Origin of the sequence: Streptosporangium sandarakinum (genome assembly GCF_050942225.1) — a bacterium.
GTDB lineage: Bacteria > Actinomycetota > Actinomycetes > Streptosporangiales > Streptosporangiaceae > Streptosporangium > Streptosporangium nondiastaticum.
This window is the reverse complement of sequence record NZ_CP192034.1, coordinates 6,248,935-6,273,823: the sequence shown is the minus strand read 5'-3', so window position 1 is coordinate 6,273,823 and position 24,889 is coordinate 6,248,935. Positions and strand designations below refer to the sequence as shown.

The following is a 24,889-nucleotide window of genomic DNA, read 5'->3' as shown; positions in this document are numbered from 1 at the left end:
CCGTCCGCCCGTCCCCGGTCTCGAACTCTCCCCCCGCTCACCGGTGTCGCCGGGCCCGTGGGCGGGCCGGCGCGGATTTCCAGACAGGAGTGGACGATGACGATCGCTGCGGAGGGTTCGCTTCTTCCCCGGGTGACCGGGGCGCTCACCCGCTCGTGCCGGCAGGCCGGGCTGGACGCGACCGGGTTCCGGATGGGACACGATGCCGCCGGGCTGGTCTGCCACCTGGCCGCCGAGGGCGTGGTGGTACGGCTGGCCCGGGAGGACGCGCCGGACGAGGCCGAGCGGCCGGCCGTCTCGGTGCGGGTGGCGCGGTGGCTGGCGGACCGGGGGTTCCCGGCCGACCGCCCCCTGGACGTGGAGCAGCCGATCGTCGCCGAGGGGTTCCTGGCGACCTTCTGGCGGCGGCAGGAGCACATAGGGCCGCCGCCCGACCCGGCGCAGCTCGGGCCGCTGCTGCGGCGGCTGCACGCCCTGCCGCCGGTGCCGTTCGAGTTGCCGGCCTACGATCCGCTGGGGGCGGTGCGCCGGGCGGCGGGGGAGTGCCCGGTGCTGGACCGCGAGGACCGGGGGTGGCTGCTGGGGCGCTGCGACGCGCTCGCCGAGGCGTACGGGCCGGTGGAGTTCGCGCTGCCGTACGGGCTGGTGCACGGCGACGCCCGGCGGGAGAACATGATCCGCACGCCCCGGGGGTTCCTGCTGAGGTCCTGGCAGTGGGCGTGCGCGGGGCCGCGGGAGATCGACCTGGTTCCGACCCTGCACGGCGCGCGGTTCGGGCTGACCGAGCGGCAGCTGGCGAATTTCAGCGAGGCGTACGGTCACGACGCCAGGTCCCAGGCGGGGTATCCGGTGCTGCGGGACATCCGGGATCTGCAGACCCTGACGGCCCTGCTGCGCCGGGCGCACCTCGACGCCGGGGTCCGTGACGAGCTGCGGCACCGGCTGGGCTCGCTGCGCGCGGGGGACGACCGCCTGTGGCACCTCCCGTAGCCGGATAGGCTTGGGGCATGTCTGTCGAGTCGCTGTTTCCCCGCCTGGAAGCGCTCCTGCCCAAGGTGCAGAAGCCGATCCAGTATGTCGGGGGTGAGCTCAACTCGACCGTCAAGGACTGGGACGAGTCCACGGTCCGTTGGGCTCTGATGTATCCGGACGCCTACGAGGTGGGCCTGCCCAACCAGGGCGTCCAGATCCTCTACGAGATTCTCAACGAGCTGCCCGGGACGCTGGCCGAGCGCACCTACGCCGTCTGGCCCGATCTCGAGGCGCTCATGCGGTCGGAGGGCGTCCCGCAGTTCACGGTCGACGGGCACCGGCCGGTGCGGGCGTTCGACGTGCTCGGGATCTCCTTCGCCACCGAGCTGGGCTACACCAACATGCTGACCGCGCTGGACCTGGCCGGCATTCCGCTCCTGGCCGCCGACCGGACCGACGACGACCCGATCGTCCTGGCGGGAGGCCACGCGGCCTTCAACCCCGAGCCGGTCGCCGACTTCCTCGACGCCGCGGTGCTGGGCGACGGCGAGCAGATCGCCATCGCGATCAGCGAGGTCATCCGCGAGTGGAAGGAGGAGGGCTCGCCCGGCGGGCGCGACGAGCTGCTGATGCGGCTGGCCGAGTCCGGCGGGGTCTACGTGCCCAGGTTCTACGACGTCACCTACCACCCGGACGGCCGTATCCAGCGGGTCGCGCCGAACCGGTCGGGGGTGCCGTGGCGGGTGCAGAAGCACACGGTGATGGACCTCGACGAGTGGCCCTACCCGAAGAAGCCGCTGGTCCCGCTGGCCGAGACGGTGCACGAGCGGTTCAGCGTGGAGATCTTCCGCGGCTGCACGCGCGGCTGCCGGTTCTGCCAGGCGGGCATGATCACCCGCCCGGTGCGGGAGCGCTCGATCACCACGATCGGCGACATGGTCGAGGCGGGCGTCAGGGCGTCCGGGTTCAACGAGGTCGGGCTGCTGTCGCTGTCGTCGGCGGACCACTCCGAGATCGGCGGCCTGGCCAAGGGCCTGGCCGACCGCTACGAGGGCACCAACACCTCGCTGTCGCTGCCCTCGACCCGGGTCGACGCCTTCAACATCGACCTGGCCAACGAGTTCTCCCGCAACGGCCGCCGCTCCGGCCTGACGTTCGCCCCGGAGGGCGGCTCGGAGCGGATGCGCAAGGTGATCAACAAGATGGTCACCGAGGACGACCTGATCCGGACGGTGACCGCCGCCTACAGCCAGGGCTGGCGGCAGGTGAAGCTCTACTTCATGTGCGGCCTGCCCACGGAGGAGGACGCCGACGTCCTCGGCATCGCCGACCTGGCGAGGAAGGTCATCAAGGCGGGCAGGGAGGCCACCGGGTCGCGTGACGTGCGCTGCACGGTCTCCATCGGTGGTTTCGTTCCCAAGCCGCACACGCCGTTCCAGTGGGCCGCCCAGGCCGACCACGAGACGGTCGACCGCAGGCTCAAGGCCCTCAAGGACGCCCTGCGCGGCGACAAGGAGTACGGCCGGGCCATCGGCATGCGCTACCACGACGGCAAGCCGTCGATCGTGGAGGGCCTGCTCTCCCGCGGCGACCGCCGGGTCGGCGCGGTCATCCGCGCGGTCTGGGAGGAGGGCGGCCGGTTCGACGGCTGGAGCGAGCACTTCTCCTACCAGCGCTGGATGGACTGCGCGGCCAAGGCCGGCATCGACATCGACTGGTACACCACGCGCGAGCGCGAGGAGAACGAGGTCCTGCCCTGGGACCACCTCGACGCCGGCCTCGACCGCGAGTGGCTCTGGCAGGACTGGCAGGACGCCGTCAACGACGTCGAGGTCGAGGACTGCCGCTGGACGCCCTGCTACGACTGCGGGGTGTGCCCCACCATGGGCACCGAGATCCAGATCGGGCCCACGGGGAAGAAGCTGCTGCCACTGACGGTTGTCTGAGATAGGCCGTGCGTGAGCACGGCCGGATCTCGACCGATCACGACCTGGAAGGACGACACCACCCTGAAACCCGTTCCCGACGGGCCTCCGCCCGCACCCGTGGCGCAGCGGCTGCGTGTCCGCTACGCCAAGCGCGGCCGCCTGCGCTTCACGAGTCACCGTGACGTCTCCCGGGCGGTGGAGCGCGCCGTCCGGCGCGCCGGCGTCCCGGTCGCGTTCAGCGCGGGCTTCTCGCCGCACCCCAGGATCTCCTATGTGGGCGCGGCCGCGGCCACCGGGGTGGCGAGCGAGGCCGAATACCTCGAGATCAGCGTGACGCGGGAGTGCGACCCCCAGTGGCTGCGCACCGCGCTCGACACCTCCCTGCCACCGGGCGTCGACGTGCTCGACGTCGTCGTGGCGGGCGCCGGAACCCTGGCCGACCGGCTGGAGTGCTCGGCGTGGGAGGTACGGCTGCCGCAGGCCGACCCCGTCCTGGCGAAGGAGGCGGCGGAGCGGTTCGTCGCCGCCGAGCGGATCGAGGTGGAGCGCATGACCAAGAAGGGTCTGCGCCGCTTCGACGCGCGTGAGGCGGTGCTGAGGCTCGAGGTGACCGAGGGAACCGAGACAACAGCAGGTCAGGCGTCCGGTCGGCCATGTGTCATACTTCGCATGGTTGTACGGCACGCAACTCCTGCCGTTCGACCCGACGACGTTCTCACCGGACTGCGTCTTTTGGCAGGCTTCGCGCCGCCGGTGCCCCCCGAGGTGACCAGGCTGGCGCAGGGACCGCTGGACGCGCGTACCGGTGGGCCCGCCGACCCGTTCGACCTGGACCGCGACATGATGCGCGGCGGCGAAACGGAACCGGTGGGCCGGCACGTCGACGGCGATCTATAGGACTTGGCGCCGGGCCGTGCGGTCCGGCGTACAGCGAGAGACGAGAGCTCCCGCGCGGCGCGGAGACGTGCCCGGGAGCTGACGGGAGAGCGCCCGCATGCTCGACAACGAGCCCGGCGCCGGGGTGAACGGCCCCGGCGAGGACAGAACAGAACAGACCCAGCCGACACGTCGCAGGCGGTCCGCCAGCAGGCCGGCCGGCCCTCCGCCGGAGGAGCCGGAGTCCCCGCCCGCGGTGCCGAAGGCGCCCGCGCCGGTGACGGCCCCGTCGGCCGCCGCCGAGCCCGCGGTGGCCCCGGCTCCCGAGCCGGCGGTGACGCGGCCGGACGGACCCGCCGAGACCGGTGACGTACGGCCCGCCGCGGCCCAGGAGCCCGGAGCCACGCCGGAGCCCGAGGCGGCGCCGGAGCCGGTGAAGCCCAAGCGCGCGACCCGGCGCAAGGCGGCCGTCGCCGAGGCCGGGACCGCGACGGCCGAGCCGGCCGCCGCGAAGCCCCGGCGCAGCCGTGCGAAGAAGGCGGCCGTCGAACCGGTGGCGGAGCCGGGCGCCGAGGCGCCCGCCGAGACGGCTTCCGGGTCGGCGACCGAGGCGTCCGCGGAGACGGCCGCGCCGGTCGCGCCGGAGCCGGTGGCCGAGCCGTCCGGACAGGAGGCGCCGGAGAAGCCCGCGCCGGCCAAGCGCACCCGCACCCGCAGGAAGGCGGCGCAGCAGGAGGCCCCCGCGGCCGAGCCGGTCGCCGAGGTGAGCGCGCCCCAGGCCGCGGCTCCGGCGGGACCCGTGGCGGCTCAGGAGGCCCCGGAGGCCGCGAAGACCCCGGCGGTCGCGGAGGTCGCGGAGGCTCCGTACGGCGAGGAGCCCTCGGAAGCCCCGGCCGTCGCGGACCTGCTTCCGGAGCCGCCCGCCGACGAGGCGCTGGACGACGAGCCCGCGGGCGAGGACATCGTCGAGGAGCGTCCCGGCCTGTTCTCCGACCCCTTCGGGCTGACCGAGCGTGAGCGCCCGGAGGCCCCGGCGCTGACCTTCCAGGCACCGGCCGCGGTCTTCCAGCCGCTCTTCCAGGCCCCCGACCCGCAGCGGGCCGAGGCGCCCGCCGTGCGTCCCGCGCCGGCGCAGCCGGAACCCGAGGCGGAGCAGGCCGAGGAGGAGCTCACCCCGGAGGCCGCCGGTGACGAGGCCGAGGGCGACGACGAGGCCGGTGGCCGCCGCCGTCGCCGCCGCAGGGGCGGGCGCGGCCGGGGCCGTACCCGTGACCTGGAGGAGGGCGAGGAGGAGGAGCCGGAGCAGGCCGAGGAGGAGTCCCCGGCCCAGCCCCAGCCCGCCGAGCAGGCCGAGGAGGAGACGGGCGGCTCGCGCCGTCGCCGCCGTCGCCGCCGCAGGGGCGGCGAGGAGACGGACGAGGGCCACGACGACCCGCCGAACACCGTGGTGCGCATCCGCGCGCCCCGCGCCGGCCGCAGCCTGCTGGACGAGGTGCAGAGCGTGCGCGGCTCGACCCGCCTGGAGGCCAAGAAGCAGCGCCGCCGCGAGGGCCGTGAGCTCGGTCGCAGGCGTCCGCCGATCATCACCGAGTCGGAGTTCCTGGCTCGCCGCGAGTCCGTCGAGCGCATGATGGTGGTCCGCCGCACCGGCGGCCGGACCCAGATCGCGGTGCTGGAGGATGGCATCCTCGTCGAGCACTACGTCAACCGCGAGGCCGGTCAGTCCTACGTGGGCAACGTCTACCTCGGCAAGGTGCAGAACGTCCTGCCGAGCATGGAGGCGGCGTTCGTCGACATCGGCAAGGGCCGCAACGCGGTGCTGTACGCCGGTGAGGTCAACTTCGACACCGTGGGGCTGGAGGGTCAGCCCAAGCGGATCGAGGTGGCGCTGAAGTCCGGCCAGTCGGTGCTGGTGCAGGTCACCAAGGACCCGATGGGCCACAAGGGGGCGCGGCTCACCTCGCAGATCAGCCTGCCGGGCCGCTACCTGGTCTACGTGCCCGACGGCTCGATGACCGGGATCAGCCGCAAGCTGCCCGACAAGGAGCGCACCCGCCTCAAGAGCATCCTGAAGAAGGTGATGCCGGAGAACGCCGGTGTCATCGTCCGCACGGCCGCCGAGGGCGCCTCCGAGGAGGAGCTCGGCCGCGATGTGGCCAGGCTGTCGGCCCAGTGGGAGAACATCCAGCGCAAGGCCAAGTCTGCCAGCGCGCCGGAGCTGCTGTCCTCCGAGCCCGACCTGACCGTCAGGGTGGTCCGCGACGTCTTCAACGAGGACTTCGCCTCGCTGGTCGTGGCGGGCGACGAGGTGTGGGAGACGGTCGACGAGTACGTCCGCTATGTCGCCCCGCACCTGGCCGACCGGCTGAAGAGGTGGGACGGCGACGGCGACGTCTTCGCCGCCTACCGCATCGACGAGCAGATCGCCAAGGCGATGGAGCGCAAGGTCTGGCTGCCCAGCGGCGGTTCGCTGGTGATCGACCGGACCGAGGCCATGACGGTGGTCGACGTCAACACCGGCAAGTTCACCGGTCAGGGCGGCAACCTCGAGGAGACGGTGACCCGCAACAACCTGGAGGCGGCCGAGGAGATCGTCCGCCAGCTCAGGCTGCGGGACATCGGCGGCATCATCGTCATCGACTTCATCGACATGGTGCTGGAGAGCAACCGCGACCTGGTGCTGCGGCGGCTGCTGGAGTGCCTGGCCCGCGACCGGACCAAGCACCAGGTCGCCGAGGTCACCTCGCTGGGGCTGGTGCAGATGACCCGCAAGCGGGTCGGGCAGGGCCTGCTGGAGGCGTTCTCCACCGTCTGTGAGTGCTGCAACGGCCGGGGCCTGCACGTCTCGACCGAGCCGGTCGAGGGCAAGCCGGAACCGCGCGGCACCCAGGGCAAGATGGCCATCGAGAAGGCCGTCGCGGAGAAGCTCGGCAAGGACGGCGGTCAGGCCGTCGCGGCCAACGACCAGTCCGGCCGTGATACGGTGACCGATGCGCTTGATGACGCTCCTGACGGAGACGCTCAGGCCATGCAGACTTCCGGCCGGGGGCGGCGACGCTCCCGGAAGGCCAGGTCGGCCGACTGACCGGGCCGCCTCGCGAATCCCGCCGTCCGGCGGCGCCGTACAGGCGCTCTGGGCGGCGGGGGCGCCCGCGGGGCACGGTCAGCGGCCGGCAGCTCCGGCGTTCCGCCCGGTTCGACCAGGACACCGATAATCCGGTAAGCTGGTGAACCGGTGCGCTCGTGGCGCGCCCTGTTCGCGCGTCTACCCGGTTCGTCGGTCGACATCAGTGACCATAGCCGGATGCGGGGCGCAGCATCCAGCGAGCAAGTAGTCAGAAGAAGGGTTCCGCGGTGTACGCGATCGTTCGTTGCGGCGGCAGGCAGCAGAAGGTCTCCGTCGGTGACGTCCTTGAGGTGGACAAGGTCGCCGGCGAGGTCGGTTCCAAGGTTTCGCTGCCGACGGTGCTCGTCGTCAACGATGGCGACGTGACCACCGAGGCGGGCAAGTTCACCGTCGCCGCCGAGATTCTCGGCGAGACCAAGGGTCCGAAGATCCGGATCCTCAAGTACAAGAACAAGACCGGCTACAAGAAGCGCCAGGGTCACCGCCAGCGTTACACGCAGGTGAAGATCACCGGCATCGACCAGGCCTGAGTTTCGGGAGTTTTGCGAGATGGCACACAAGAAGGGCGCGTCGTCCACTCGGAACGGCCGTGACTCCAACGCCCAGCGGCTCGGCGTGAAGCGCTTCGGCGGTCAGCTGGTCAACGCCGGCGAGATCATCGTCCGTCAGCGTGGCACCCACTTCCACCCGGGTGACAACGTCGGCCGCGGCAGCGACGACACGCTGTTCGCGCTGGCCGCCGGCCACGTGCAGTTCGGTGTCAAGCGCGGTCGCCGCGCGGTGAGCATCGTCCCGGCCGCGGAGTAGGTCCGCACCGCCAGACGTCAACGACAGGGGTGGATCGCGTACGCGATCCACCCCTGTTCGCTTTATGAGCGGCTTTCCTGAGATAGGGGTAGAAAGGCAGACATGCCGGACTTTGTGGACCAGGTGGTCCTGCACATCAAGGCCGGTGACGGGGGACATGGCTGCGCCTCTGTCCATCGGGAGAAGTTCAAGCCGCTCGGCGGCCCCGACGGCGGCAACGGCGGCCGCGGCGGCGACGTGATCCTGGAGGTCGACCCCAGCACCGCCACGCTGCTGGAGTACCACCACCGTCCGCACCGCAAGGCCGCCAACGGCAAGCAGGGCTCGGGCGGCAACCGTGACGGAGCCAACGGCGGGGACGTCATCCTGCCGGTGCCCGACGGCACCGTGGTCAAGGACGCCTCCACCGGGGAGGTCCTGGTCGACCTGGTCGGCGCCGGCACCCGCTACGTGATCGCCGAGGGCGGCCACGGCGGGCTGGGCAACGCCGCCCTGGCCTCCACCAAGCGCAAGGCCCCCGGCTTCGCGCTGCTCGGCGAGCCCGGGGACGCTCTCGACGTGATGCTGGAGCTGAAGAGCGTCGCCGACGTGGCGCTGGTCGGCTTCCCCAGCGCGGGCAAGTCCTCCCTGATCGCCGCGCTGTCGGCGGCCCGCCCGAAGATCGCCGACTATCCGTTCACCACGCTGGTGCCCAACCTCGGCGTCGTCAGCGCCGGCGACACGGTCTTCACCGTCGCCGACGTGCCCGGCCTCATCCCCGGCGCGTCGGAGGGCAAGGGCCTGGGACACGAGTTCCTGCGGCACGTCGAGCGGTGCAACACGCTCGTGCACGTGATCGACTGCGCCACCATGGAGCCGGGCCGCGACCCGGTCAGCGACTACGAGGCGATCGAGGCCGAGCTCGCGGCGTACGGCAAGCTGGAGGACCGGCCGCGCCTGGCCGTGCTCAACAAGGCCGACGTGCCCGACGCCCGGGAGCTGGCCGACATCGTCCGGCCGATGCTGGAGGAGCGGGGGCTGCGGGTCTTCCAGATCTCGGCGGCCACGCACGAGGGCCTGCCGGAGCTGACCTACGCCATGGCCGAGATGGTCGCCGCCGCCCGGGCCGCCGCGCCCGTGCCCGAGCCGACCCGCCTGGTCATCCGGCCCCGCCAGATCGGCGACACCGGCTTCGCGGTACGCCGGGTGGACGACAACACCTTCCAGGTCACCGGGGTCAAGCCGGAGCGGTGGATCCGCCAGACCGACTTCACCAACGACGAGGCCGTCGGCTACCTCGCCGACCGGCTGGAGCGGCTCGGCGTGGAGGAGGAGCTCACCAAGGCGGGCGCCAAGGCCGGCGCCGAGGTGATCATCGGGTCCATGGAGAACGGCTACATCTTCGACTGGCAGCCGACGCTCAACGCCGAGGCCGTGCACCAGGGGCCGCGGGGCACGGACAACCGGCTCGGATAGCCTGCTCTCCACGGCCCCCGGGGCCCCCGGCGCATGGGCCGTGGCGGCAGAACCCGGGGAGCCCTTTTCGAGGAAGGTACGTGTCGTGGACGGTGGGCGCGATCGGATCCGTATGGCCGCACGCCTGGTCGTGAAGGTGGGCTCGTCCTCGCTCACCACTCCGCAGGGGACGATCGACGTCGACCGGGTGGACGCCCTGGTCGACGTGCTCGCCGCCCGCCGCGCGGCGGGCACTCAGCTCGTGCTGGTGTCCTCCGGCGCGATCGCGGCGGGCCTGGGCCCGCTGGGCCTGCCCGCCCGGCCGCGCGACCTCGCCACCCAGCAGGCGGCGGCCTCCGTCGGGCAGGGGGTGCTGGTCGCCCGCTACACCTCCTCCTTCGCCCGGTACGGCCTGCGCGTCGGCCAGGTGCTGCTGACCGCCGACGACATGATGCGCCGCTCGCACCACGCCAACGCCCAGCGCACGCTGAGCCGCCTGCTGGAGCTGGGCATCGTCCCGGTGGTCAACGAGAACGACACCGTGGCCACCGACGAGATCCGCTTCGGTGACAACGACCGGCTCGCCGCGCTGGTCGCCCACCTGACCCGCGCCGACGCGCTGGTGCTGCTGTCGGACGTGGACGCCCTCTACGACGGCGACCCGCGCCGCCCGGGGGCCCGCAGGCTCACCGAGGTGCGCGGGCCCGCCGACCTCGTGGGCGTCGAGCTGGGCAGGGGCGGCGCGGTCGGCACCGGCGGCATGGTCACCAAGGTGCAGGCGGCCCGGATCGCCACCGGCGCGGGCGTGCCCGTCGTGCTGACCGCCGCCGCGCACGCCGCGCAGGCCCTGGCCGGCGCCGACATCGGCACCTACTTCCACCCCGAGGGCCGCCACCCCGGCACCCGCCTGCTGTGGCTGGCGCACGCCACCACCGGCCGGGGCCGCCTCCACCTGGACCCCGGCGCGGTCGAGGCCGTGGTGGGCCGCCGCAAGTCGCTGCTGCCCGCCGGGGTCACCGCCGTCGAGGGCGAGTTCGCCGCGGGCGACCCGGTGGACCTGTGCGGGCCGCGCGGCCGGGTCGTCGCCCGCGGCCTGGTGAACTTCGACGCCGGGGAGATCCCCGGCCTGCTGGGCCGTTCCACCAGGGAGCTGGGCGCCGACCTCGGTCCGGAATATGAGCGTGAGCTGATTCACCGCGACGACATCGTCATACTGGAGACCCAGCACTAGTTTCCGGTTCGCATGGAGCGCGAGATGTCCGAGGAATTCCTGAAGGTGGCCCGGGCGGCCAAAGAGGCCGCCGCCGAGCTGGCCCCGCTGCCGCGGTCGCCCAAGGACGCCGCGCTCCGGGTGGTGGCCGACGCCCTGGTGGCCAGGGCGGCCGAGATCGTCGAGGCCAACGCGCTCGACGTGGAGCGGGCGCGGGAGGGCGGCACCTCCGAGTACATGATCGACCGGCTCCGGCTCGACGAGGCCCGCGTCCGGGCCGTCGCCGAGGCGGTCCGCCAGGTCGCCGACCTGCCCGACCCGGTGGGCGAGGTGGTCCGGGGCGGCACGCTGCCCAACGGGCTGGAGCTGCGCCAGGTCCGGGTGCCCCTCGGGGTGGTCGGCATCATCTACGAGGGCCGCCCGAACGTGACCGTGGACGCCGCGGCGCTCTGCCTGAAGAGCGGCAACGCCGTGCTGCTGCGCGGCTCGTCCAGCGCGTACTCCTCCAACACCGCCCTGGTGAAGGTCATGCAGGAGGCGCTGGCCGGCACCGAGGTCCCGGCCGGGGCGGTGCAGCTGGTGCCCGGCCGCAGCCGCGACTCGGTCAAGGAGCTCATGCGGGCCCGGGGCCTGGTGGACGTGCTGATCCCGCGCGGCGGGGCCTCGCTGATCAACTCGGTGGTCGAGGAGTCCACGGTCCCGGTGATCGAGACCGGCGTCGGCAACTGCCACGTCTACGTCGACGCCGACGCCGATCTCGACCTCGCCGTCGAGATCCTCCTCAACGCCAAGGCCCAGCGGCCCTCGGTGTGCAACGCCGCCGAGACGCTCCTGGTGCACGCCGCCGTCGCCGACGCGTTCGTGCCGCGCGCGCTGGCCGCGCTGGCCGCCGAGGGGGTGACGGTGCACGGGGACGAGCGGATCGCCGCCTACGGCGACGTGGTGCCGGCCGGTGAGACCGACTTCCGCGAGGAGTACCTCTCCCTCGACATCGCCGCCGCCGTGGTCGACTCGCTGGAGGACGCGGTCGCGCACATCAGGAAGTACGGCTCGGGCCACACCGACGCGATCGTGACCCGCTCGGTCACCGCCTCGCGCAGGTTCGTCGCGACGGTCGACTCCGCGGCGGTGGCGGTCAACGCCTCCACCCGGTTCACCGACGGCGGCGAGTTCGGGTTCGGCGCGGAGATCGGCATCTCCACCCAGAAGCTGCACGCGCGCGGCCCCATGGGCCTGCCCGAGCTGACCTCCACCAAGTGGATCTACACCGGGGAGGGCCATCTGCGCACCGCGACCGGCACGGTCATCGCCCGGCCGGGGCCTCGCGCCGAGTAGCCGGGCAGCCGCCCCCGATGGCTCTCCGTGATGGCGTGTCGCTCCGCGTGATCGACGCCGGGTGCCGTTTGACTTGGTCGCATGGACGCAGTGATCACGAGTCCGGCCGCCGTGCCGTCCGCTGGCCGGCCCTCGCGGGGAGCCGTGGCCCCGGACCGATCGCCCGGTGACCCGCGTGACGGGCGGGCTCGGCCATGAGGCGCGCCCTTTACGACGTGGCGGCGCTGATCGCCCGGATCGTGGTGGGCGTGATCTTCTTCGCGCACGGGTGGCAGAAGGCCGCGGGCGGCGGGCCCGGCGCGGCCGCGGCGAAGTTCGCCACGATGGGCGTGCCGCTGCCGGAGGCGTCGGCGTGGTACGCCGTGGTCGTCGAGCTGGCCGGCGGGATCCTGCTCATCCTGGGCCTGCTGACCCCGCTCGCCGGGCTCCTGCTCGCGGTGGACATGCTGGGCGCCGTCCTGTTCGTCCACCGGGGCGCGCTGTTCGTCGGTGAGGGCGGTTTCGAGCTGGCCGGCGCCCTCGGCTCGGCCGCGCTGCTGCTGGCCGCCGGCGGCGCGGGCCGGGTCAGCCTGGACCACCTGCTCTTCGGCCGCCGGAAGGAGCGCCGCCGGCGGGACGAGGCGGGCCTGCCGTACGTCCCGCCGCTCGCGACCGGGCCGCAGCCGCCCGCTCCGGCGGACCGGCCGGCGGAGCAGCCGCCGGAGCAGTCCCCGCAGCGGCCGTCCCCGCAGGCGGGCGGGCCGGGGCATCCCCGGGGAGACGCCGCGGGCCGCTGATGTTTCCCCCAAGTACGGCGCGCCGCCGTAAATTCGTCCTCCCCGCCCGCTATGGTGTTGTCTCCTTTGGGCTGGAGGCAGGGGAGCGAGCGCGAGCGAGCGACCCGACAGGCACAGGCGGTCTCGGACCCATGTGGCCGACGCGGGAGGGCACGTGGGGCGACTCGGGCGGATCGGCCCCTACACGTTGATGGAGCGCCTCGGCCGGGGCGGCATGGGCGAGGTCTACCTCGCCGCCAACCGCCGCGGCGAGCTCGTCGCTCTCAAGATGCTCCACGAGGCCGTCGACGCCGACTCCGAGGCCCGCGCGCGGCTCGAACGCGAGGTCCGCGCCCTGCGCCGGGTCGAGAGCCCCTACGTCGCCCGGGTCCTCGACGCCGATCTCGCCTGCGAGCGGCCCTACCTGGTCATGCAGTACATCGAGGGCGACACCCTCCTGGAGCGGGTACGGCGCGACGGCCCGCTCCGGGGAGCGGGGCTCGTCACCCTGGCGCAGGGGCTGGCGACCGCGCTGTCGGCCATCCATGCGGCCGGGGTCGTGCACCGCGACCTCAAGCCCACGAACGTGCTGCTCGGCCCCGGCGGCGAGCCCGTCCTGATCGACTTCGGCATCGCCCAGGTCCTCGACGCCACCCGGCTCACCCTCACCGGCACCTTCCTGGGCACCCCCGGCTACGCCGCCCCGGAGCTGTTCGCCGACGAGCCGGTGCGGGAGCCCGTCGACGTGCACGCCTGGGCCGCCACGGTCGCGTTCGCCGCCACCGGGCGCCCCACCTTCGGCCGCGGCACGGTCGAGGCGCAGATGTACGCGATCCTGAACGGCCAGGCCGACCTCGCGGGGGTCCCCGCGGCGCTGCTGCCCCTGATCCGGGCGGCCCTGCACCGCGAGGCCGGGAAACGCCCCACCGCGGCCGTCCTCGCCACCCGCCTCGCCCGCCTGGCCCGCGCCACCGCCTCGGCCGCAACGGCACCCGCGAAGAACGCCGGGCGCGAGGGGGAGCGGAACGGGCATGCCGGGGAGCGGGCCGCGGCCGTCGCGGCGCGGAAACCGGAGACCCGGGCCGCCACCGCCACGGCGGAGGAGCCCCCGAAGGCCGGAAGGGCGGCGAAGACGGCGGAGGCCGTCCGCGGGCCCCGGCCGGGTCCCGCGCCGGACCGGACCGTCCGGGGGACGCGCCCCGGGGACGACGAGCGGACCCCGGTCCCGGGTGAGACGCAGCTATCCCGGGGCGGGCACCCTCCCGCGGCGGACGGGTCCGCGCCCGCCCGCCGGGTCGTCAGGAGGCGGCGGACCGCCCCGGCCGCGGAGCCCGCCCCGGCCAGGACGGGCCCGCTGCCCGTGGGAAGCGCGGCGCTGCTCCTGCTGGCCGTGCTCGCCGTACCGTGCGTGGTGTCCACGGTGATCTGGCCGCTGGCCACCTTCGCCGTCACCGTGGTCTTCACCGGGCTGGCCCGTGCGATCTGGATGGGGCACTGGCTGGTCAGGCGGTGCAGGTCGGCCAGGACGCGCGGCGTACTGCGCGCGGCGACCTTCCCGCCGACCCTCGCGGTGTCGCTGGTGACCGTGCTGGCCTGGCCCGGATTGCCGGCCGCCGGGCTCGCCGGGGTCACCCTGTGGGCGATCCTGGGCGGGGAGCTGCCGCCCGAATGGTGGCTGCGGCCCGGCCCCGTCGCCGTCGCCGGTGTCGTGTTCGGCGTCGTCTGCGGCTGGGGCACCGGCCGCGAGATCGAGCGGGTCAGCTCGCGGATCCCCGAGCTCCGCGACCTGCGCAGGCAGGGGCTGCGCGCCCTGACCCTGCTGGGCGGGTTCGTCGCCCTCTGCGCGACGGCCGTACGGGCGGTCGCCCTCGTGTTCGGCCTCTGACCGGCACCCGGGGGCGGCGCGGGCGGGCGTGGCACGCGCCCCTAGACGATCTCAAGGTTGGCCATCATGCCCATGTCCTCGTGTTCGGCGTTGTGGCAGTGGAAGAGGTAACGGCCGCGGTAGCCGTCGAAACGGGTGATGATCTCGGCTGACTCACCCGGCCGCAGGGAGACGGTGTCCTTGAGGCCCGCGTCGTGCGGCAGCGGCGGGCGGCCGCCGCGCGAGAGCACCCGGAAACCGACCAGATGCAGGTGGACGGGGTGGTGGACGTCGGCGACCAGCCGCCACACCTCGACATCGCCAAGACGGGTGGTGACGTCGGAGCGGACGGGGTCGAACGGCAGCCCGCCGATCAGCCAGCCGTGGCCGCCGCCCATGCGCCCGGCGCGGAAGGAGAGGTCGCGCACCCTGACGGCGTCCGACCGGCGCCAGGCCGGCAGGTCGGTGGAGAGGGTGCGGGGGACGCGGCTGTCGTCGGCGGCGCGGCGCGCGACGTGGAAGGCCATCACGTCGCGGGTACGGCCCGAGCCGAGCCGGTTGAGGAGCCTGACGCGGCCGCCGACCGGGACGCCGGAGAAGTCGATGATCACGTCGTGGCGTTCGGCGGGCGCCGTCGGCAGCAGCCGGTGGGTGACCGGCGCGGCGAGCAGTCCCTGGTCGGCGCCGATCTGGACGAGGTCGAGGCGGCGTCCGTCGTCGGTGACCGCTTCGAGCTCGTAGTGCCGGGCGTTGGAGGCGTTCAGGATACGCAGCCGGTGGCGGGCCGCGTCGACCTCGTGCACGGGCCACGGGGCGCCGTTGACCAGGATCACGTCACCGAGGACGCCGCCGAGATAGGGGTCGCGCACACCCGGCCGCTCCCGCAGGGCGGGGTCGAGGGCGGGATAGGCGAGGCCGCCGTCGGCGGCGAACCCGCGGTCGGCGATCATGAGGGGCAGTTCGCGCGGCCCCGCGGGCAGGCCGAGGGCGTCCTCGGCGTCGTCGCGGACGATGTGCAGCCCGGCCAGGCCGCGCCAGATCGCGGGGGCGGTGAAGTCCATCCGGTGGTCGTGGTACCACAGCAGCGTCGGTCGCTGGTCCATCGGGAAGGTGTAGTCCCGTGTCAGCTCGGTCACCACGGCCCGCGGATCGCGCATGCCCCGCATGCCGTGCCCGGAGCCGTGCCCCGTGTGCATGGAGCGCTCCTGCCAGTCCTGGGGCAGGACGAGGTCGGTCGGGTACCCGTCGGAGGCCGCCGGGGTCCGTCCGCCGTGCAGGTGCACGACGGTCGGCACGGGCAGTTCGTTGCGGTGCGTCACGGTGACCGGCCGGCCGCGGCGCGACTCGATCGTCGGTCCGGGGAAGGTGCCCTCGTACGTCCACAGCGGCGTTCTGACGCCGGGCAGGATCTCCGCGCTCACCTCGCGCTGGGTGATCTCGTAGCGGTCGGTCCCGCCCGAGGTGCCGACCGGATCGAGCACGGGGGGAATCGGCAGCGGCACCCGGAACGGCGGCGGTAGCGGTACGGCGCTGCGCAACTGGGCACCGGTGACCGGCGGCCGGCGGGCCAGCGCGGCCGAGGCCGACAGCCCGGCGGCCGCCGTCAGCCCGAGCGCCCCGCCGATGCCCAGCATCCGCCGCCTGGTCAGGCCGCGGCCCTCGTCGTGGTGCTCACGCATCACGGGCCTCCCGCCGTGTACGCGGCCGCCGCGGGAGGGGCCGGCGCCAGACGGCGATGAACTGCACGGCGAGCGCGGCGACGGTCATCACGCCCAGCGGGATGTGCAGCCACAACGCGCCGTCCAAGCCGGCGAAGTACTGCACCGTCTCGGCCGCCACCACCGCCGTCGTGGCCAGGAAAGGCCACGCCTGGCGCAGCCGTACCCACACCACGATCGCCGCGATCACCTGCAGGTATCCGATGGAGGTGACCACGCCGGCGCCGACCGCGTGCCAGCGCAGGCCGTCGAAGTCACCGGTCAGATACACCCCGGCGAACACCGGCTGGCCGGCGATCGCCACCATGTGCGCGCTGACGACGGCTCGAAACGTCCATCCTGTGGGTTTCGGCCGATGCGCGGCCCCGGTGAGCATGTCGCACTTCTCCTCGCTCTGACCTTGATCTGTGAACGACCCGACACTATGGACAGACGGTTATCTCGTCTAAGATCAATATTGCTATGGTGTTATGTTCCGGGAGGCATGATGGAGCTGGGCCCGCTCAGGCAGTTCCTGGTGGTGGCCCGGCTGGAACACCTCAGCCGGGCGGCCGAGGAGCTTCACGTCGCCCAGCCGTCGCTGAGCCGGACCATCGCCCGGTTGGAGAGCGAGCTGGGCACCCCGCTGTTCGACCGGAGCGGCCGGCTGCGGCTGAACGACGCGGGCAAGGTCTTCCGCGGCCACGTCGAGCGCGCCCTGGGCGAGCTCGAGGCCGGACGACGCGCCGTCGCCGAGGCCGCAGGCGAGGGCATGGGCACCGTGAGGCTGGCGTCGGAAACCTTCCTCACCCTCACCGGCCCGCTGACGGCCTACAGGCGGGCCCATCCCTCCGTCGAGGTCGAGCTCCACTGGTCACCGGCCGAGGACATGGCCCGCCGCCTGCGGGCCCAGGACGTCGACCTGTGCGTCGCCTCGCAGCCGATCCACGCCGAAGGACTGGAGTCGGCGCGGCTGTTCGACGAGGTGGTGGGGGTGGGCGCGCCACTCGATCACCCGCTGGCGGGCCGTACGTCCGTGCGCGTCGACGAACTCGTCGGCCAGCCCTTCGTCGCCGCCCGCAAAGGGCACTGGCAGCGGCGGCTGCTCGACCGGCTCTTCGCCGCGCTGGACCGCACGCCGAAGATCGTCTGCGAGGTCGACGAGCTCGGCGCCATCGCGGAGCTGATCGGCGCGGGACTCGGCATCGGCCTCGTCCCCGCCTTCGCCCGCCGCAGCACCACGCAGGTACCCGGCGTCTGGATCGCCGTCGACGACCCCGGCTGCCGCCGCACGGTCACCCTGCACTGGGGCGCCGGCAGCCACCTGTCCACCGCCGCCCGCCTGATGCGCGCCACGATCACCGGTTGGGACTGGACCACCGGCCAACCGCGGGACGAACGCGGATGACGGGCTCACCAGGCGGCTTCACGGCCTCGAGTGGCTTCAGGTGCTCCCCGGGCCGGATCCGCCCTCGGCGGTCCGATGAGACAGCGCACCGAACCGTCAGGTCGCCGCGCCACCTGACATTCCGGGGCGCCGCGTCGTCGTACCGGTGAGAGGCCGAGACGCCAGGCCGAACGGAAGGGACGGGCAGCGATGACCACGCAACGCGAGGCGGACGAAACCGAGATCAGGCGGCAGGTCGGCGGGATCGTCGAAGGAATCCGGGCCAAGGATCTGGAGGTCCTGCGACGGCTCTACGCGACGGACGTCGTGTCCTTCGACGTCGAGCCGCCGCTGCAGCACGTCGGGGTGGACGCGAAACTGAAGAACTGGGCGAAGGTGTTCGCGTTCTTCCAGGAGGTGGATTACGAGGTTCGCGACCTGACGTTCACCGTGGGCGACGACGTGGCGTTCGGGTACTGCTTCGGCCGGCTCAGCGGCACGCTGGGGAACGGGACGGCGGTGAGCGGTATGTGGGTCCGGGCCACTTTCTGCTTCCGGAAGATCGACGGCCGCTGGCTGATCGCGCACGACCAGGTCTCCGTACCGTTCGACATGGCGAGCGGCAGAGGGGTGACCGACCTCGAACCCTGACGGGTCACGGAAGGCCCGGGAACGCTCCTCCCGGGCCTTCGGGTCACCGTCAGTTGCCGTCGCGGCGGGCGAAGCGGTTGAAGATGCGCTCCCCGGCGTTGACCGCGCCCTCGGCGACGTCACGCAGCACGCCGATGAAGGGGTCCTGCGACTGCGACCAGGACTCGCGGTAGGAGCGGGCGGCGGCCTTGATCTCCTCGGTGATCCTCGCGTCGGCGTCGTCGGCCCGGCGGGGGTAGTCACCGCCGAGCATCCGCTCGTAGTCGCCGCTGCGGCGCCACCTGTCGAGCTCGGCGACCCGCGAGACCGCGAACGGGTGGGTGGTGCCCAGCAGGTTGAGGACCTTCAGCAGGCCGTCGCGGACGTCGCCGGCCGTGTCGTACTCGCGCGCCTGGTCGAGGAACGCCTCGATGTTCATCTCGTGCAGACGCGAGCCGCCGGCGAGCTTCATCAGCGCGCGCAGCGCGGCCTCCGGGTCCTGGCCGCAGAGCAGGCCGCCGCGGTCGGCCGACAGCTCCGACTTGCGCTGCCACTCCTCCAGCCCCGCGACGATGGCGCGCAGGCCGATGTAGCCGAGCGGGATCCACGCCACGCGGCTGGCCAGACGGGTCATGATGTCGAGCATGGTGCGGTAGACGGCGTGGCCCGACAGGATGTGCGCGGTCTCGTGGCCGATGACGAAGCGCAGCTCCTCGGCGTCCATCAGGTCGAGCAGGCCGGTGGTGACGACGATGAACGGGTCGTCGAAGCCGATCGCCTTGGCCTGCACCGCCGGGCTCTGCTGAACGTAGATCTCCGGGATGCGGTGGAGATCGAGGACGTAGGCGGCATCGCGGCCCATGTCGTGCAGGACGCGGAACTGCGTCTCGCTGGTGCGCACGGCCGAGGCGAGCTGGATCAGGCGCAGACGGCGCTCGCTGACCAGGCCGGACATCTGCTTGAGCACCGTGTCGAAGCCGCTGAGCGAGCGCAGGGCGACCAGCGCGGACCGGTCAGCGGGATGTTCGTAGGCGCGAGAGCTTATGCCGGGCAGCTGCACGCGGTTGCGATCCGGGGTGGTGGTCATGCCCGGCATGCTACGTCGGACCCGCCTGGTGTGCGCGGGACCGGGCGAAAGCCGGTCGCGGGCCGCGCGCTAGGGTCCTTCCATGATGAACGCGTCTGGTCGCGGGGGAAAGCGACGCCTGGGCGTCATGGGTGGCACCTTCGATCCCATCCATCACGGCCACCTGGTGGCCGCCAGTGAGGTCGCCCACCACTTCGATCTCGACGAGGTGGTCTTCGTGCCCACCGGACGCCCCTGGCAGAAGGCCGACAAGACGGTCTCCGCGCCGGAGGACCGCTACCTGATGACGGTCATCGCGACGGCCTCCAACCCGCGCTTCTCGGTGAGCCGGGTGGACATCGACCGGCCGGGGCCGACCTTCACCATCGACACGCTGCGGGAGATCTCCACCGAGCGGGGCCCGGACACCGAGCTGTTCTTCATCACCGGGGCCGACGCGCTGGCGCAGATCCTGAGCTGGCGCGACGTCGACGAGCTGTTCACCATCGCCCACTTCGTGGGCGCCACCCGGCCCGGCCACGTGCTGCGCGACCCCGGCCTTCCCGAGGGCCGGGTCAGCCTGGTGGAGATCCCGGCGCTGGCCATCTCGTCGTCGGAGTGCCGCGACCGGGTGGCCGCGGGCGAGCCCATCTGGTACCTCGTGCCCGACGGCATCGTGCAGTACATCAACAAGCGCGGCCTGTACCGCGACCCCGAGGCCTGACCCGGCCGCGAGCCGTACGGCGTCCGCGGCCCGGCCTGGCCCGGCCGCGGGCCTTACGGCGCCGACCCGCGCGGGGGCTTCGTGACCGGAACGGAATCGGGCGGTGCCCGCCGGGCGTTGTAATGGGGTGGCAACATGACAGGCGCTGTGATCGCGGCAGTTCTCCGGGGGCTCCCGATGGGGCACCCTGGTAGGTGACAGCGCCGACTACAGGAGGACTAACCGACACCGTGACCGCAACCGACAGATCCGTCCAGCTCGTCAGAATCGCCGCAGAGGCCGCCGCCGACAAGCTGGCCGACGACATTCTCGCCTACGACGTGAGCGACCAGCTCGTCATCACCGACGCCTTCCTGCTGTGCTCCGCCTCCAACGACCGCCAGGTCCGCGCCATCGTCGACGAGATCGAGGAGAGGCTGCGGCTCCAGGCCGACGCCAAGCCCGTCCGCCGGGAGGGCGAGCGCGAGGGCCGCTGGGTCCTCCTCGACTACATCGACATCGTCGTGCACGTCCAGCACGAGGAGGACCGCACCTTCTACGCCCTTGAGCGCCTGTGGAAGGACTGCCCCTCCATCTCCCTGCCGGACAGCGTGGCCCAGGCCGCCGCCCAGCGCGCCCGCCGGGCGGTATCTGAGTGAGCCGCCGTGTCGTCTGCCTGAGGCACGGCCAGACCCTCTGGAACGTCGAGAAACGCTTCCAGGGGCACAGCGACATCCCGCTGGACGAGACGGGCCTGGCCCAGGCGGCCCGCGCCGCGTCGCTGCTCGCCGCCCTCAGGCCCACCATGATCGTCTCGTCCGACCTGCGGAGGGCGTACGACACCGCCGCGGCACTCGGCCGCCTCACCCGTCTCGACGTGGCGGTGGACAAGGACCTCCGCGAGCGGGGCGGCGGCGAGTGGGAGGGGCTGACCCGCGCGGAGATCGCCGCCGGCTGGCCCCGGGAGTTCGCCGACTGGGAGGCGCCCGGCGGCGAGCCCGTCACCCACGTCGCCGAGCGGGTGTCGTCGGCGGTCCGCCGCTGGGCGGAGCGGCTGGCGCCGGACGGGCTGCTGGTGGTCGCCTCCCACGGGGCGGCGATCCGTCTCGGCGTCGCCCGGCTCATGGGTCTGCCGGAGGAGCTGTGGCCGGCCCTGGGCGGCCTGGGCAACTGCTCGTGGTCGGTCCTGGAGGAGGGCCGCAAGGGCTGGCGCCTGATGGAGCACAACGCCGGCACCCTCCCCGAGCCGGTGCAGAGCGACGACAGCCCCGAGGCGACGCAGTCCTGACGTCGCGCGGGCCCGCGGCTCCGCCGACGGCGGCCGTCTCCGACGTCGTGCGGGCTCACGGCCCCGCCGTCATCGGCGACGACCGCTTCGAGGTCGCGTGGACTCGCGCCCGGCCGCGCCGGGTGCGGGCCGCACCGCGGCCGATTAGGCGATCGCGCCGCTTCCCTATATGCTTCCCAAGCGCCGCGACGAGAACACTCGGAGCGGTGACCAGGGGCTATGGCGCAGCTGGTAGCGCGCCTCCATGGCATGGAGGAGGTCTGGGGTTCGAATCCCCATAGCTCCACCGCGGGGCCGTTCCCGAAACGGCCCGAGGGTGACCGACGAGGTCCCGCCCGATCAAGATGATCGGGCGGGACCTCGTCGGTTTTCCGGCCGGATCACGAGGACACGGCCGGATCAGGGGACACGGCCGGGGAGGAACGCGCGGCGCGCCGCCGTACGGCCGCCCGCCACAGGGGGACGGCGCCCAGCAGAACGGCGCATCCGGCGCCGACGATCCACGTCACGGGTGAGGCGGGCGCGGAGGCCGATGCCCCGGCGGCCACGTAGACGGCGTTGCCCGGCACCGTGCCCAGCAGCGTCGCCGCGGTGAACGGTCCCGGCCGCACCCCGGAGAGGGCGGCGCCGAAGTTGACCGCGGCGAACGGCACCCCCGGCAGCAGGCGCAGCGCCAGCACGCCACCGAACCCGTGACGGGTGAGCCGCCGGTCGAGCGCGGTCAGGACCCGGCCCCGCAGCAGCGGCCGCAGGGCGTCCCGGCCCAGCAGCCGGGCGGCGGCGAAGGCGGTCACCGCGCCCGCGGTGGTGCCCGCCACGGCGAGGGGCAGGCCGTAGGCGATGCCGAACAGGGCGCCGGCGGCGGCGCTCAACGCCGGCTTGGGGACGAAGGCGAACGTGCCCAGCGCGTAGACGGCCACGAAGGCCGGACCCGCCCAGACCCCGGACGCGAGACCGCCCGCGCCGGAGGTGAGCGACCGCTGGGGCTCCCAGAGCAGCACCGCCCCGGCGGCCGCTCCCACGAGCAGGACGAGCAGCGCCAGGCGCGCCCACGGTGACAGCAGGAGGCGGGCCGCACCCCGGGACGGGACGGGAGGCGCCATCGGGGCGCCGGGCACCGCCGGGGCGGAGGACGTCGGTGGGGCGGGGGCCGACGGCCGGATCGCAGTGGCGTCGGGGACGGCGTCGGGGGTCGCACGGGAGGCGGTCACGGGGCGGCTTCCTGCGGGTGGTTTCGGGAACGGCCCCACCGTACGCCGTGCGGCGGTGCCGGATCGCACACCGGGCCGGGCGGGTACGGCCGACCTCGGGACGACCGTCGCCGGGCCCTTCCGGGAGCGCGCGGGCCCGCGCGGCCGCATCGGCCTCGGGAACCGGCCGATCAGGCGGGGTCCCGCCGCCCTCCGGGAGCGGCGGCCCGCTCCAGTTCGCGCAGCCGCAGGCCGGCCTCGGCGATGCGGTCCTCGCCGAAGACCGCGATGCCGTGCCGCAGCAGCAGCGCGGTGGTGACGCCGTCGCCGGGCACGCGCCCGCCGCCGAAGGCGCCGTCGTGGACGACGAGGCTGCCGCAGGAGGGGCTCGCCTCCTTCAGGATCGCCAGCCTGACGCCGGACGCGCGGGCGGCCTCCAGCGCCGCGTGCGCGCCCGCCAGGAACGCCCCGGTGACGTCGGCTCCGGCGGCGGTCAGCACCCGGGCGGCGCCGTCCAGCACGGCCGCGCCCCCCGCGCCGCCCTCGATCTCGGCGGCGGGCCGCGGAACGGGCAGGCCGCCCGACACCTCGGGGCAGAAGGGGATGAGCCGTCCCTCCTTCCGCCAGGCGGCCAGCAGCGCGTCGTCGCTCGTCTTGGCGGCGCCGTCGTAGCGGACCCGGCGGCCCATCAGGCAGGCGCTGACCAGGATTCTCTCCACCCGCCCAAGCTTAGGCCCCGCCGCGCGGGCCGGGCAGCGCCGCAGGGGGCGGGGCGTCCGGGCAGTACGCTGATGCCCATGTCCGCAGCCCCTGTGATGTCCCGGTGATCGGCCCGTTCGCGGCGGCGCTGATCGCGCTGTCGTTGCTGATCGTCGTGGCGGGTGTCGTCACCGCCGCCCGCGGTCGCGCGATGGGGACCGTACTGCTCGGCGCGCTGGCGGTGCTGGAGATCGCCCTGCTCGTCCAGGCGGGGCTCGCGATCGCCGCGCTGACGGGCGGTCAGGGGATCAAGGAGACGGCCACCTTCGTCGGTTATCTCGTCGGGGTTCTGATCATCCCGCCCGCGGCGGCGTTCCTCGGGCTCGCCGAGCGCTCACGCTGGGGGGCGGTCGTGGTCGCGGTGGGCGGCTTCGCCGTCTGCGTCATGGTCGGCCGGCTGCTGCAGCTCTGGCAGGGCGCGGCATGAGCGGCGCGGCGGCCGGCGGCGGGCCGGAGGGGGGGAGCCGGTGACCGGGCGCGGCGGGCACGACCGGGACGGCGGTCGCCGCGGCGGGGGCGAGCCCGCGATCGGCAGTGGGCCGGGGCGCGCCCTGGTCGCGGCGTACGGGTTGTTCACGCTGGCCGCGGGCGCGCGCGCCGCCGTGCAGATCGCGACGCGGTTCTCCGAGGCCCCGCTGGCGTACGCGCTGTCGGCCTTCGCCGCCGCCGTCTATCTGGTGCTCACCGTGGCGCTGGCCAGGGGGAACCGCAGGCTGGCGCTGACCGCCTGCTGCGTGGAGCTGGCCGGGGTGCTCGTGGTCGGGACGCTCAGCATGGCGGACCCCGCGGCGTTCCCGAGCGCCACGGTCTGGTCCGGCTACGGCAGCGGCTACGTGTTCATCCCGCTGGTTCTGCCGTTCGTGGGGCTCTACTGGCTTTTGAGGCGTCGTTAGTTAGAGCCGTACCTCATCGGGCAGGTCTGCACCCCGTACACCGAAAAGGGAGGCAGGACTGTGAGCACGATCGAACAGTCGATCGACGTGAACGTGCCGATCCGTACGGCATACAACCAGTGGACCCAGTTCGAGAGCTTTCCCGAGTTCATGGAAGGCGTCGAGTCGATCAAGCAGCTGACGGACACCCGTACGGCGTGGGTCGTCGAGATCGCCGGGGTCCGCCGCGAGTTCGAGGCCGAGATCACCGAACAGCACCCCGACGAGCGGGTGGCCTGGAAGTCGGTGGACCGCCCCCACCAGGCCGGTGTGGTGACCTTCCACCACCTGGGTCCCGAGAGCACCCGGGTCACGCTCCAGATGGAGTACGACCCGGAGGGCTTCGTCGAGAAGATGGGCGACTGGCTGCAGATCGTCCGCACGCGCGTCCGCGGTGACCTGGAACGTTTCAAGACGTTCATCGAGGCGCGCGGCGGTGAGACCGGCGCGTGGCGCGGTGACGTGCCGGGCCCGCAGGACAGGGAGGCGGGCGTCGGCGGCGTCCCCGGCGGCGTGACCGGCATCGGCGGGGTGACCGACGTCGGCGGCGGCATCGGCGAGCCGCTCCCGCCAGGCACCGTCGGCGGGCAGAACTTCCTCCGAGCCCCTCGCTGCCCCCGCCCGGCAGCGGCCCGGTCCCGCCGGCCGGCCGCCGGCTCGGCGAGGAGCCGCCGCCCGCCACCGGGCCGGTCATCTGACGCGACCGGCGCGGAGGCCGAACTCCTGGGGCGCGGTACGGCGGGTCCTCCCGCCGTCCGCGCCGGGGCACGGGAAACCGGGCCACGTCCTGTAAGGGGCGCGGTGGCCCGGTTTTCACGTTGTCATGGGTTTTCCGGGTCAGGAACAAATCGCCATTTGACCCCTGTTACAGTTGAGTCAGCCAATCATCCTACGATTCGACGAGTCAACTGACGGAGGTCTGGAACCCG

The 24,889-nt window shown here is 73.4% G+C and carries 24 protein-coding genes and 1 tRNA gene; 20 read left to right on the top strand and 5 right to left on the bottom strand.

Translation table 11 applies throughout. The features are described 5' to 3' along the window. Positions 1-96 precede the first annotated feature (96 nt). The 11 genes from ACQP10_RS28910 (at position 97) to ACQP10_RS28860 (ending at position 14,329) form a co-directional block, all read left to right on the top strand. Positions 97-990: a phosphotransferase family protein gene (locus ACQP10_RS28910; protein ID WP_346019615.1), complete on the top strand. Its 894-nt coding sequence runs from the start codon at positions 97-99 to the stop codon at positions 988-990. Positions 991-1,007: 17 nt separating this feature from the next. After that, positions 1,008-2,918 (top strand): TIGR03960 family B12-binding radical SAM protein, encoded by a 1,911-nt coding sequence (locus ACQP10_RS28905; RefSeq protein WP_390005131.1) that lies wholly within the window; start codon positions 1,008-1,010, stop codon positions 2,916-2,918. Between the two features lie 99 nt (positions 2,919-3,017). Further along, entirely contained in the window at positions 3,018-3,797 is a 780-nt protein-coding gene (locus ACQP10_RS28900) for a TIGR03936 family radical SAM-associated protein (protein WP_346019740.1), read from the top strand. Between the two features lie 97 nt (positions 3,798-3,894). Then, entirely contained in the window at positions 3,895-6,861 is a 2,967-nt protein-coding gene (locus ACQP10_RS28895) for an Rne/Rng family ribonuclease (protein ID WP_433540075.1), read from the top strand. Between the two features lie 269 nt (positions 6,862-7,130). Continuing rightward, on the top strand, positions 7,131-7,433 hold the full coding sequence (rplU, locus tag ACQP10_RS28890; protein WP_346019618.1) for a 50S ribosomal protein L21: 303 nt from the start codon (positions 7,131-7,133) through the stop codon (positions 7,431-7,433). 19 nt (positions 7,434-7,452) lie between these two features. Beyond that, positions 7,453-7,710, top strand: a complete 258-nt coding sequence (gene rpmA / locus ACQP10_RS28885; protein WP_189245659.1) for a 50S ribosomal protein L27 — start codon at positions 7,453-7,455, stop codon at positions 7,708-7,710. Positions 7,711-7,812: 102 nt separating this feature from the next. Then, entirely contained in the window at positions 7,813-9,165 is a 1,353-nt protein-coding gene (obgE, locus tag ACQP10_RS28880; protein ID WP_346019619.1) for a GTPase ObgE, read from the top strand. Positions 9,166-9,277: 112 nt separating this feature from the next. After that, entirely contained in the window at positions 9,278-10,375 is a 1,098-nt protein-coding gene (gene proB / locus ACQP10_RS28875) for a glutamate 5-kinase (protein ID WP_433540074.1), read from the top strand. Between the two features lie 24 nt (positions 10,376-10,399). Then, a complete protein-coding gene (locus ACQP10_RS28870; protein ID WP_346019621.1) occupies positions 10,400-11,689 on the top strand; it encodes a glutamate-5-semialdehyde dehydrogenase in 1,290 nt (429 codons plus the stop codon). 194 nt (positions 11,690-11,883) lie between these two features. Continuing rightward, positions 11,884-12,465 carry a DoxX family protein gene (locus tag ACQP10_RS28865; RefSeq protein WP_433540073.1) on the top strand — a complete coding sequence of 194 codons (582 nt, stop codon included), beginning with the start codon at positions 11,884-11,886 and terminating at the stop codon, positions 12,463-12,465. Positions 12,466-12,619: 154 nt separating this feature from the next. After that, positions 12,620-14,329: a serine/threonine-protein kinase gene (locus ACQP10_RS28860; protein ID WP_346019623.1), complete on the top strand. Its 1,710-nt coding sequence runs from the start codon at positions 12,620-12,622 to the stop codon at positions 14,327-14,329. Positions 14,330-14,370: 41 nt separating this feature from the next. On the opposite strand, the gene ACQP10_RS28855 is transcribed toward ACQP10_RS28860, so the two are convergent. Together ACQP10_RS28855 and ACQP10_RS28850 are read right to left on the bottom strand one after the other, a co-directional pair. Then, complete coding sequence (locus ACQP10_RS28855) at positions 14,371-15,987, bottom strand: multicopper oxidase family protein (RefSeq protein ID WP_433540072.1); 1,617 nt, start codon at positions 15,985-15,987, stop codon at positions 14,371-14,373. Continuing rightward, on the bottom strand, positions 15,980-16,402 hold the full coding sequence (locus ACQP10_RS28850; protein WP_433540071.1) for a hypothetical protein: 423 nt from the start codon (positions 16,400-16,402) through the stop codon (positions 15,980-15,982). The genes ACQP10_RS28855 and ACQP10_RS28850 overlap by 8 nt, the downstream gene beginning before the upstream one ends. A 108-nt stretch (positions 16,403-16,510) precedes the next feature. Between ACQP10_RS28850 and ACQP10_RS28845 the strand changes: the two genes are divergently transcribed. Further along, positions 16,511-17,413 carry a LysR substrate-binding domain-containing protein gene (locus ACQP10_RS28845; RefSeq protein WP_346019626.1) on the top strand — a complete coding sequence of 301 codons (903 nt, stop codon included), beginning with the start codon at positions 16,511-16,513 and terminating at the stop codon, positions 17,411-17,413. 189 nt (positions 17,414-17,602) lie between these two features. Then, positions 17,603-18,043, top strand: a complete 441-nt coding sequence (locus ACQP10_RS28840) for a YybH family protein (RefSeq protein WP_346019627.1) — start codon at positions 17,603-17,605, stop codon at positions 18,041-18,043. 49 nt (positions 18,044-18,092) lie between these two features. Here the strand turns inward: ACQP10_RS28840 and ACQP10_RS28835 are convergent, their stop codons facing one another. Then, a complete protein-coding gene (locus tag ACQP10_RS28835) occupies positions 18,093-19,118 on the bottom strand; it encodes a M48 family metallopeptidase (protein WP_386149390.1) in 1,026 nt (341 codons plus the stop codon). Positions 19,119-19,191: 73 nt separating this feature from the next. Between ACQP10_RS28835 and nadD the strand changes: the two genes are divergently transcribed. The 4 genes from nadD to ACQP10_RS28815 all read left to right on the top strand — a co-directional run bounded on the left by nadD (position 19,192) and on the right by ACQP10_RS28815 (position 21,365). Continuing rightward, entirely contained in the window at positions 19,192-19,812 is a 621-nt protein-coding gene (nadD, locus tag ACQP10_RS28830) for a nicotinate-nucleotide adenylyltransferase (RefSeq protein WP_189245649.1), read from the top strand. Positions 19,813-20,042: 230 nt separating this feature from the next. Further along, on the top strand, positions 20,043-20,450 hold the full coding sequence (gene rsfS / locus ACQP10_RS28825) for a ribosome silencing factor (RefSeq protein WP_189245648.1): 408 nt from the start codon (positions 20,043-20,045) through the stop codon (positions 20,448-20,450). After that, positions 20,447-21,079, top strand: a complete 633-nt coding sequence (locus tag ACQP10_RS28820) for a histidine phosphatase family protein (protein ID WP_346019629.1) — start codon at positions 20,447-20,449, stop codon at positions 21,077-21,079. The genes rsfS and ACQP10_RS28820 overlap by 4 nt, the downstream gene beginning before the upstream one ends. Positions 21,080-21,292: 213 nt before the next feature. After that, a tRNA-Ala gene (locus tag ACQP10_RS28815) sits at positions 21,293-21,365 on the top strand. Positions 21,366-21,459: 94 nt separating this feature from the next. Here ACQP10_RS28815 and ACQP10_RS28810 read toward each other — a convergent pair. Next, positions 21,460-22,290: a TVP38/TMEM64 family protein gene (locus ACQP10_RS28810; protein ID WP_346019630.1), complete on the bottom strand. Its 831-nt coding sequence runs from the start codon at positions 22,288-22,290 to the stop codon at positions 21,460-21,462. A gap of 170 nt (positions 22,291-22,460) precedes the next feature. Next, positions 22,461-22,988 carry a DUF523 domain-containing protein gene (locus ACQP10_RS28805; RefSeq protein ID WP_346019631.1) on the bottom strand — a complete coding sequence of 176 codons (528 nt, stop codon included), beginning with the start codon at positions 22,986-22,988 and terminating at the stop codon, positions 22,461-22,463. 104 nt (positions 22,989-23,092) lie between these two features. Between ACQP10_RS28805 and ACQP10_RS28800 the strand changes: the two genes are divergently transcribed. From ACQP10_RS28800 to ACQP10_RS28790, 3 genes are all read left to right on the top strand, one after another. Then, complete coding sequence (locus ACQP10_RS28800) at positions 23,093-23,455, top strand: hypothetical protein (RefSeq protein WP_346019632.1); 363 nt, start codon at positions 23,093-23,095, stop codon at positions 23,453-23,455. A gap of 100 nt (positions 23,456-23,555) precedes the next feature. Continuing rightward, positions 23,556-23,921: a hypothetical protein gene (locus ACQP10_RS28795; protein ID WP_189245747.1), complete on the top strand. Its 366-nt coding sequence runs from the start codon at positions 23,556-23,558 to the stop codon at positions 23,919-23,921. Between the two features lie 60 nt (positions 23,922-23,981). Continuing rightward, positions 23,982-24,872, top strand: coding sequence for an SRPBCC family protein (locus tag ACQP10_RS28790; RefSeq protein WP_433540070.1), 891 nt, complete (start codon positions 23,982-23,984; stop codon positions 24,870-24,872). Positions 24,873-24,889: the final 17 nt, after the last annotated feature.

Excerpts from the sequence above, each read along its gene's own strand:
- ACQP10_RS28910 (WP_346019615.1), top strand. The coding sequence starts at position 97 with ATGACGATCGCTGCGGAGGGTTCGCTTCTTCCCCGGGTGACCGGGGCG.
- ACQP10_RS28905 (WP_390005131.1), top strand. The coding sequence starts at position 1,008 with ATGTCTGTCGAGTCGCTGTTTCCCCGCCTGGAAGCGCTCCTGCCCAAG.
- ACQP10_RS28895 (WP_433540075.1), top strand. The coding sequence starts at position 3,895 with ATGCTCGACAACGAGCCCGGCGCCGGGGTGAACGGCCCCGGCGAGGAC.
- rpmA (WP_189245659.1), top strand. The coding sequence starts at position 7,453 with ATGGCACACAAGAAGGGCGCGTCGTCCACTCGGAACGGCCGTGACTCC.
- obgE (WP_346019619.1), top strand. The coding sequence starts at position 7,813 with ATGCCGGACTTTGTGGACCAGGTGGTCCTGCACATCAAGGCCGGTGAC.
- proB (WP_433540074.1), top strand. The coding sequence starts at position 9,278 with ATGGCCGCACGCCTGGTCGTGAAGGTGGGCTCGTCCTCGCTCACCACT.
- ACQP10_RS28870 (WP_346019621.1), top strand. The coding sequence starts at position 10,400 with ATGTCCGAGGAATTCCTGAAGGTGGCCCGGGCGGCCAAAGAGGCCGCC.
- ACQP10_RS28865 (WP_433540073.1), top strand. The coding sequence starts at position 11,884 with ATGAGGCGCGCCCTTTACGACGTGGCGGCGCTGATCGCCCGGATCGTG.
- ACQP10_RS28855 (WP_433540072.1), bottom strand. The coding sequence starts at position 15,987 with ATGCGTGAGCACCACGACGAGGGCCGCGGCCTGACCAGGCGGCGGATG.
- ACQP10_RS28850 (WP_433540071.1), bottom strand. The coding sequence starts at position 16,402 with ATGCTCACCGGGGCCGCGCATCGGCCGAAACCCACAGGATGGACGTTT.
- ACQP10_RS28845 (WP_346019626.1), top strand. The coding sequence starts at position 16,511 with ATGATGGAGCTGGGCCCGCTCAGGCAGTTCCTGGTGGTGGCCCGGCTG.
- ACQP10_RS28840 (WP_346019627.1), top strand. The coding sequence starts at position 17,603 with ATGACCACGCAACGCGAGGCGGACGAAACCGAGATCAGGCGGCAGGTC.
- ACQP10_RS28835 (WP_386149390.1), bottom strand. The coding sequence starts at position 19,118 with ATGCCGGGCATGACCACCACCCCGGATCGCAACCGCGTGCAGCTGCCC.
- nadD (WP_189245649.1), top strand. The coding sequence starts at position 19,192 with ATGATGAACGCGTCTGGTCGCGGGGGAAAGCGACGCCTGGGCGTCATG.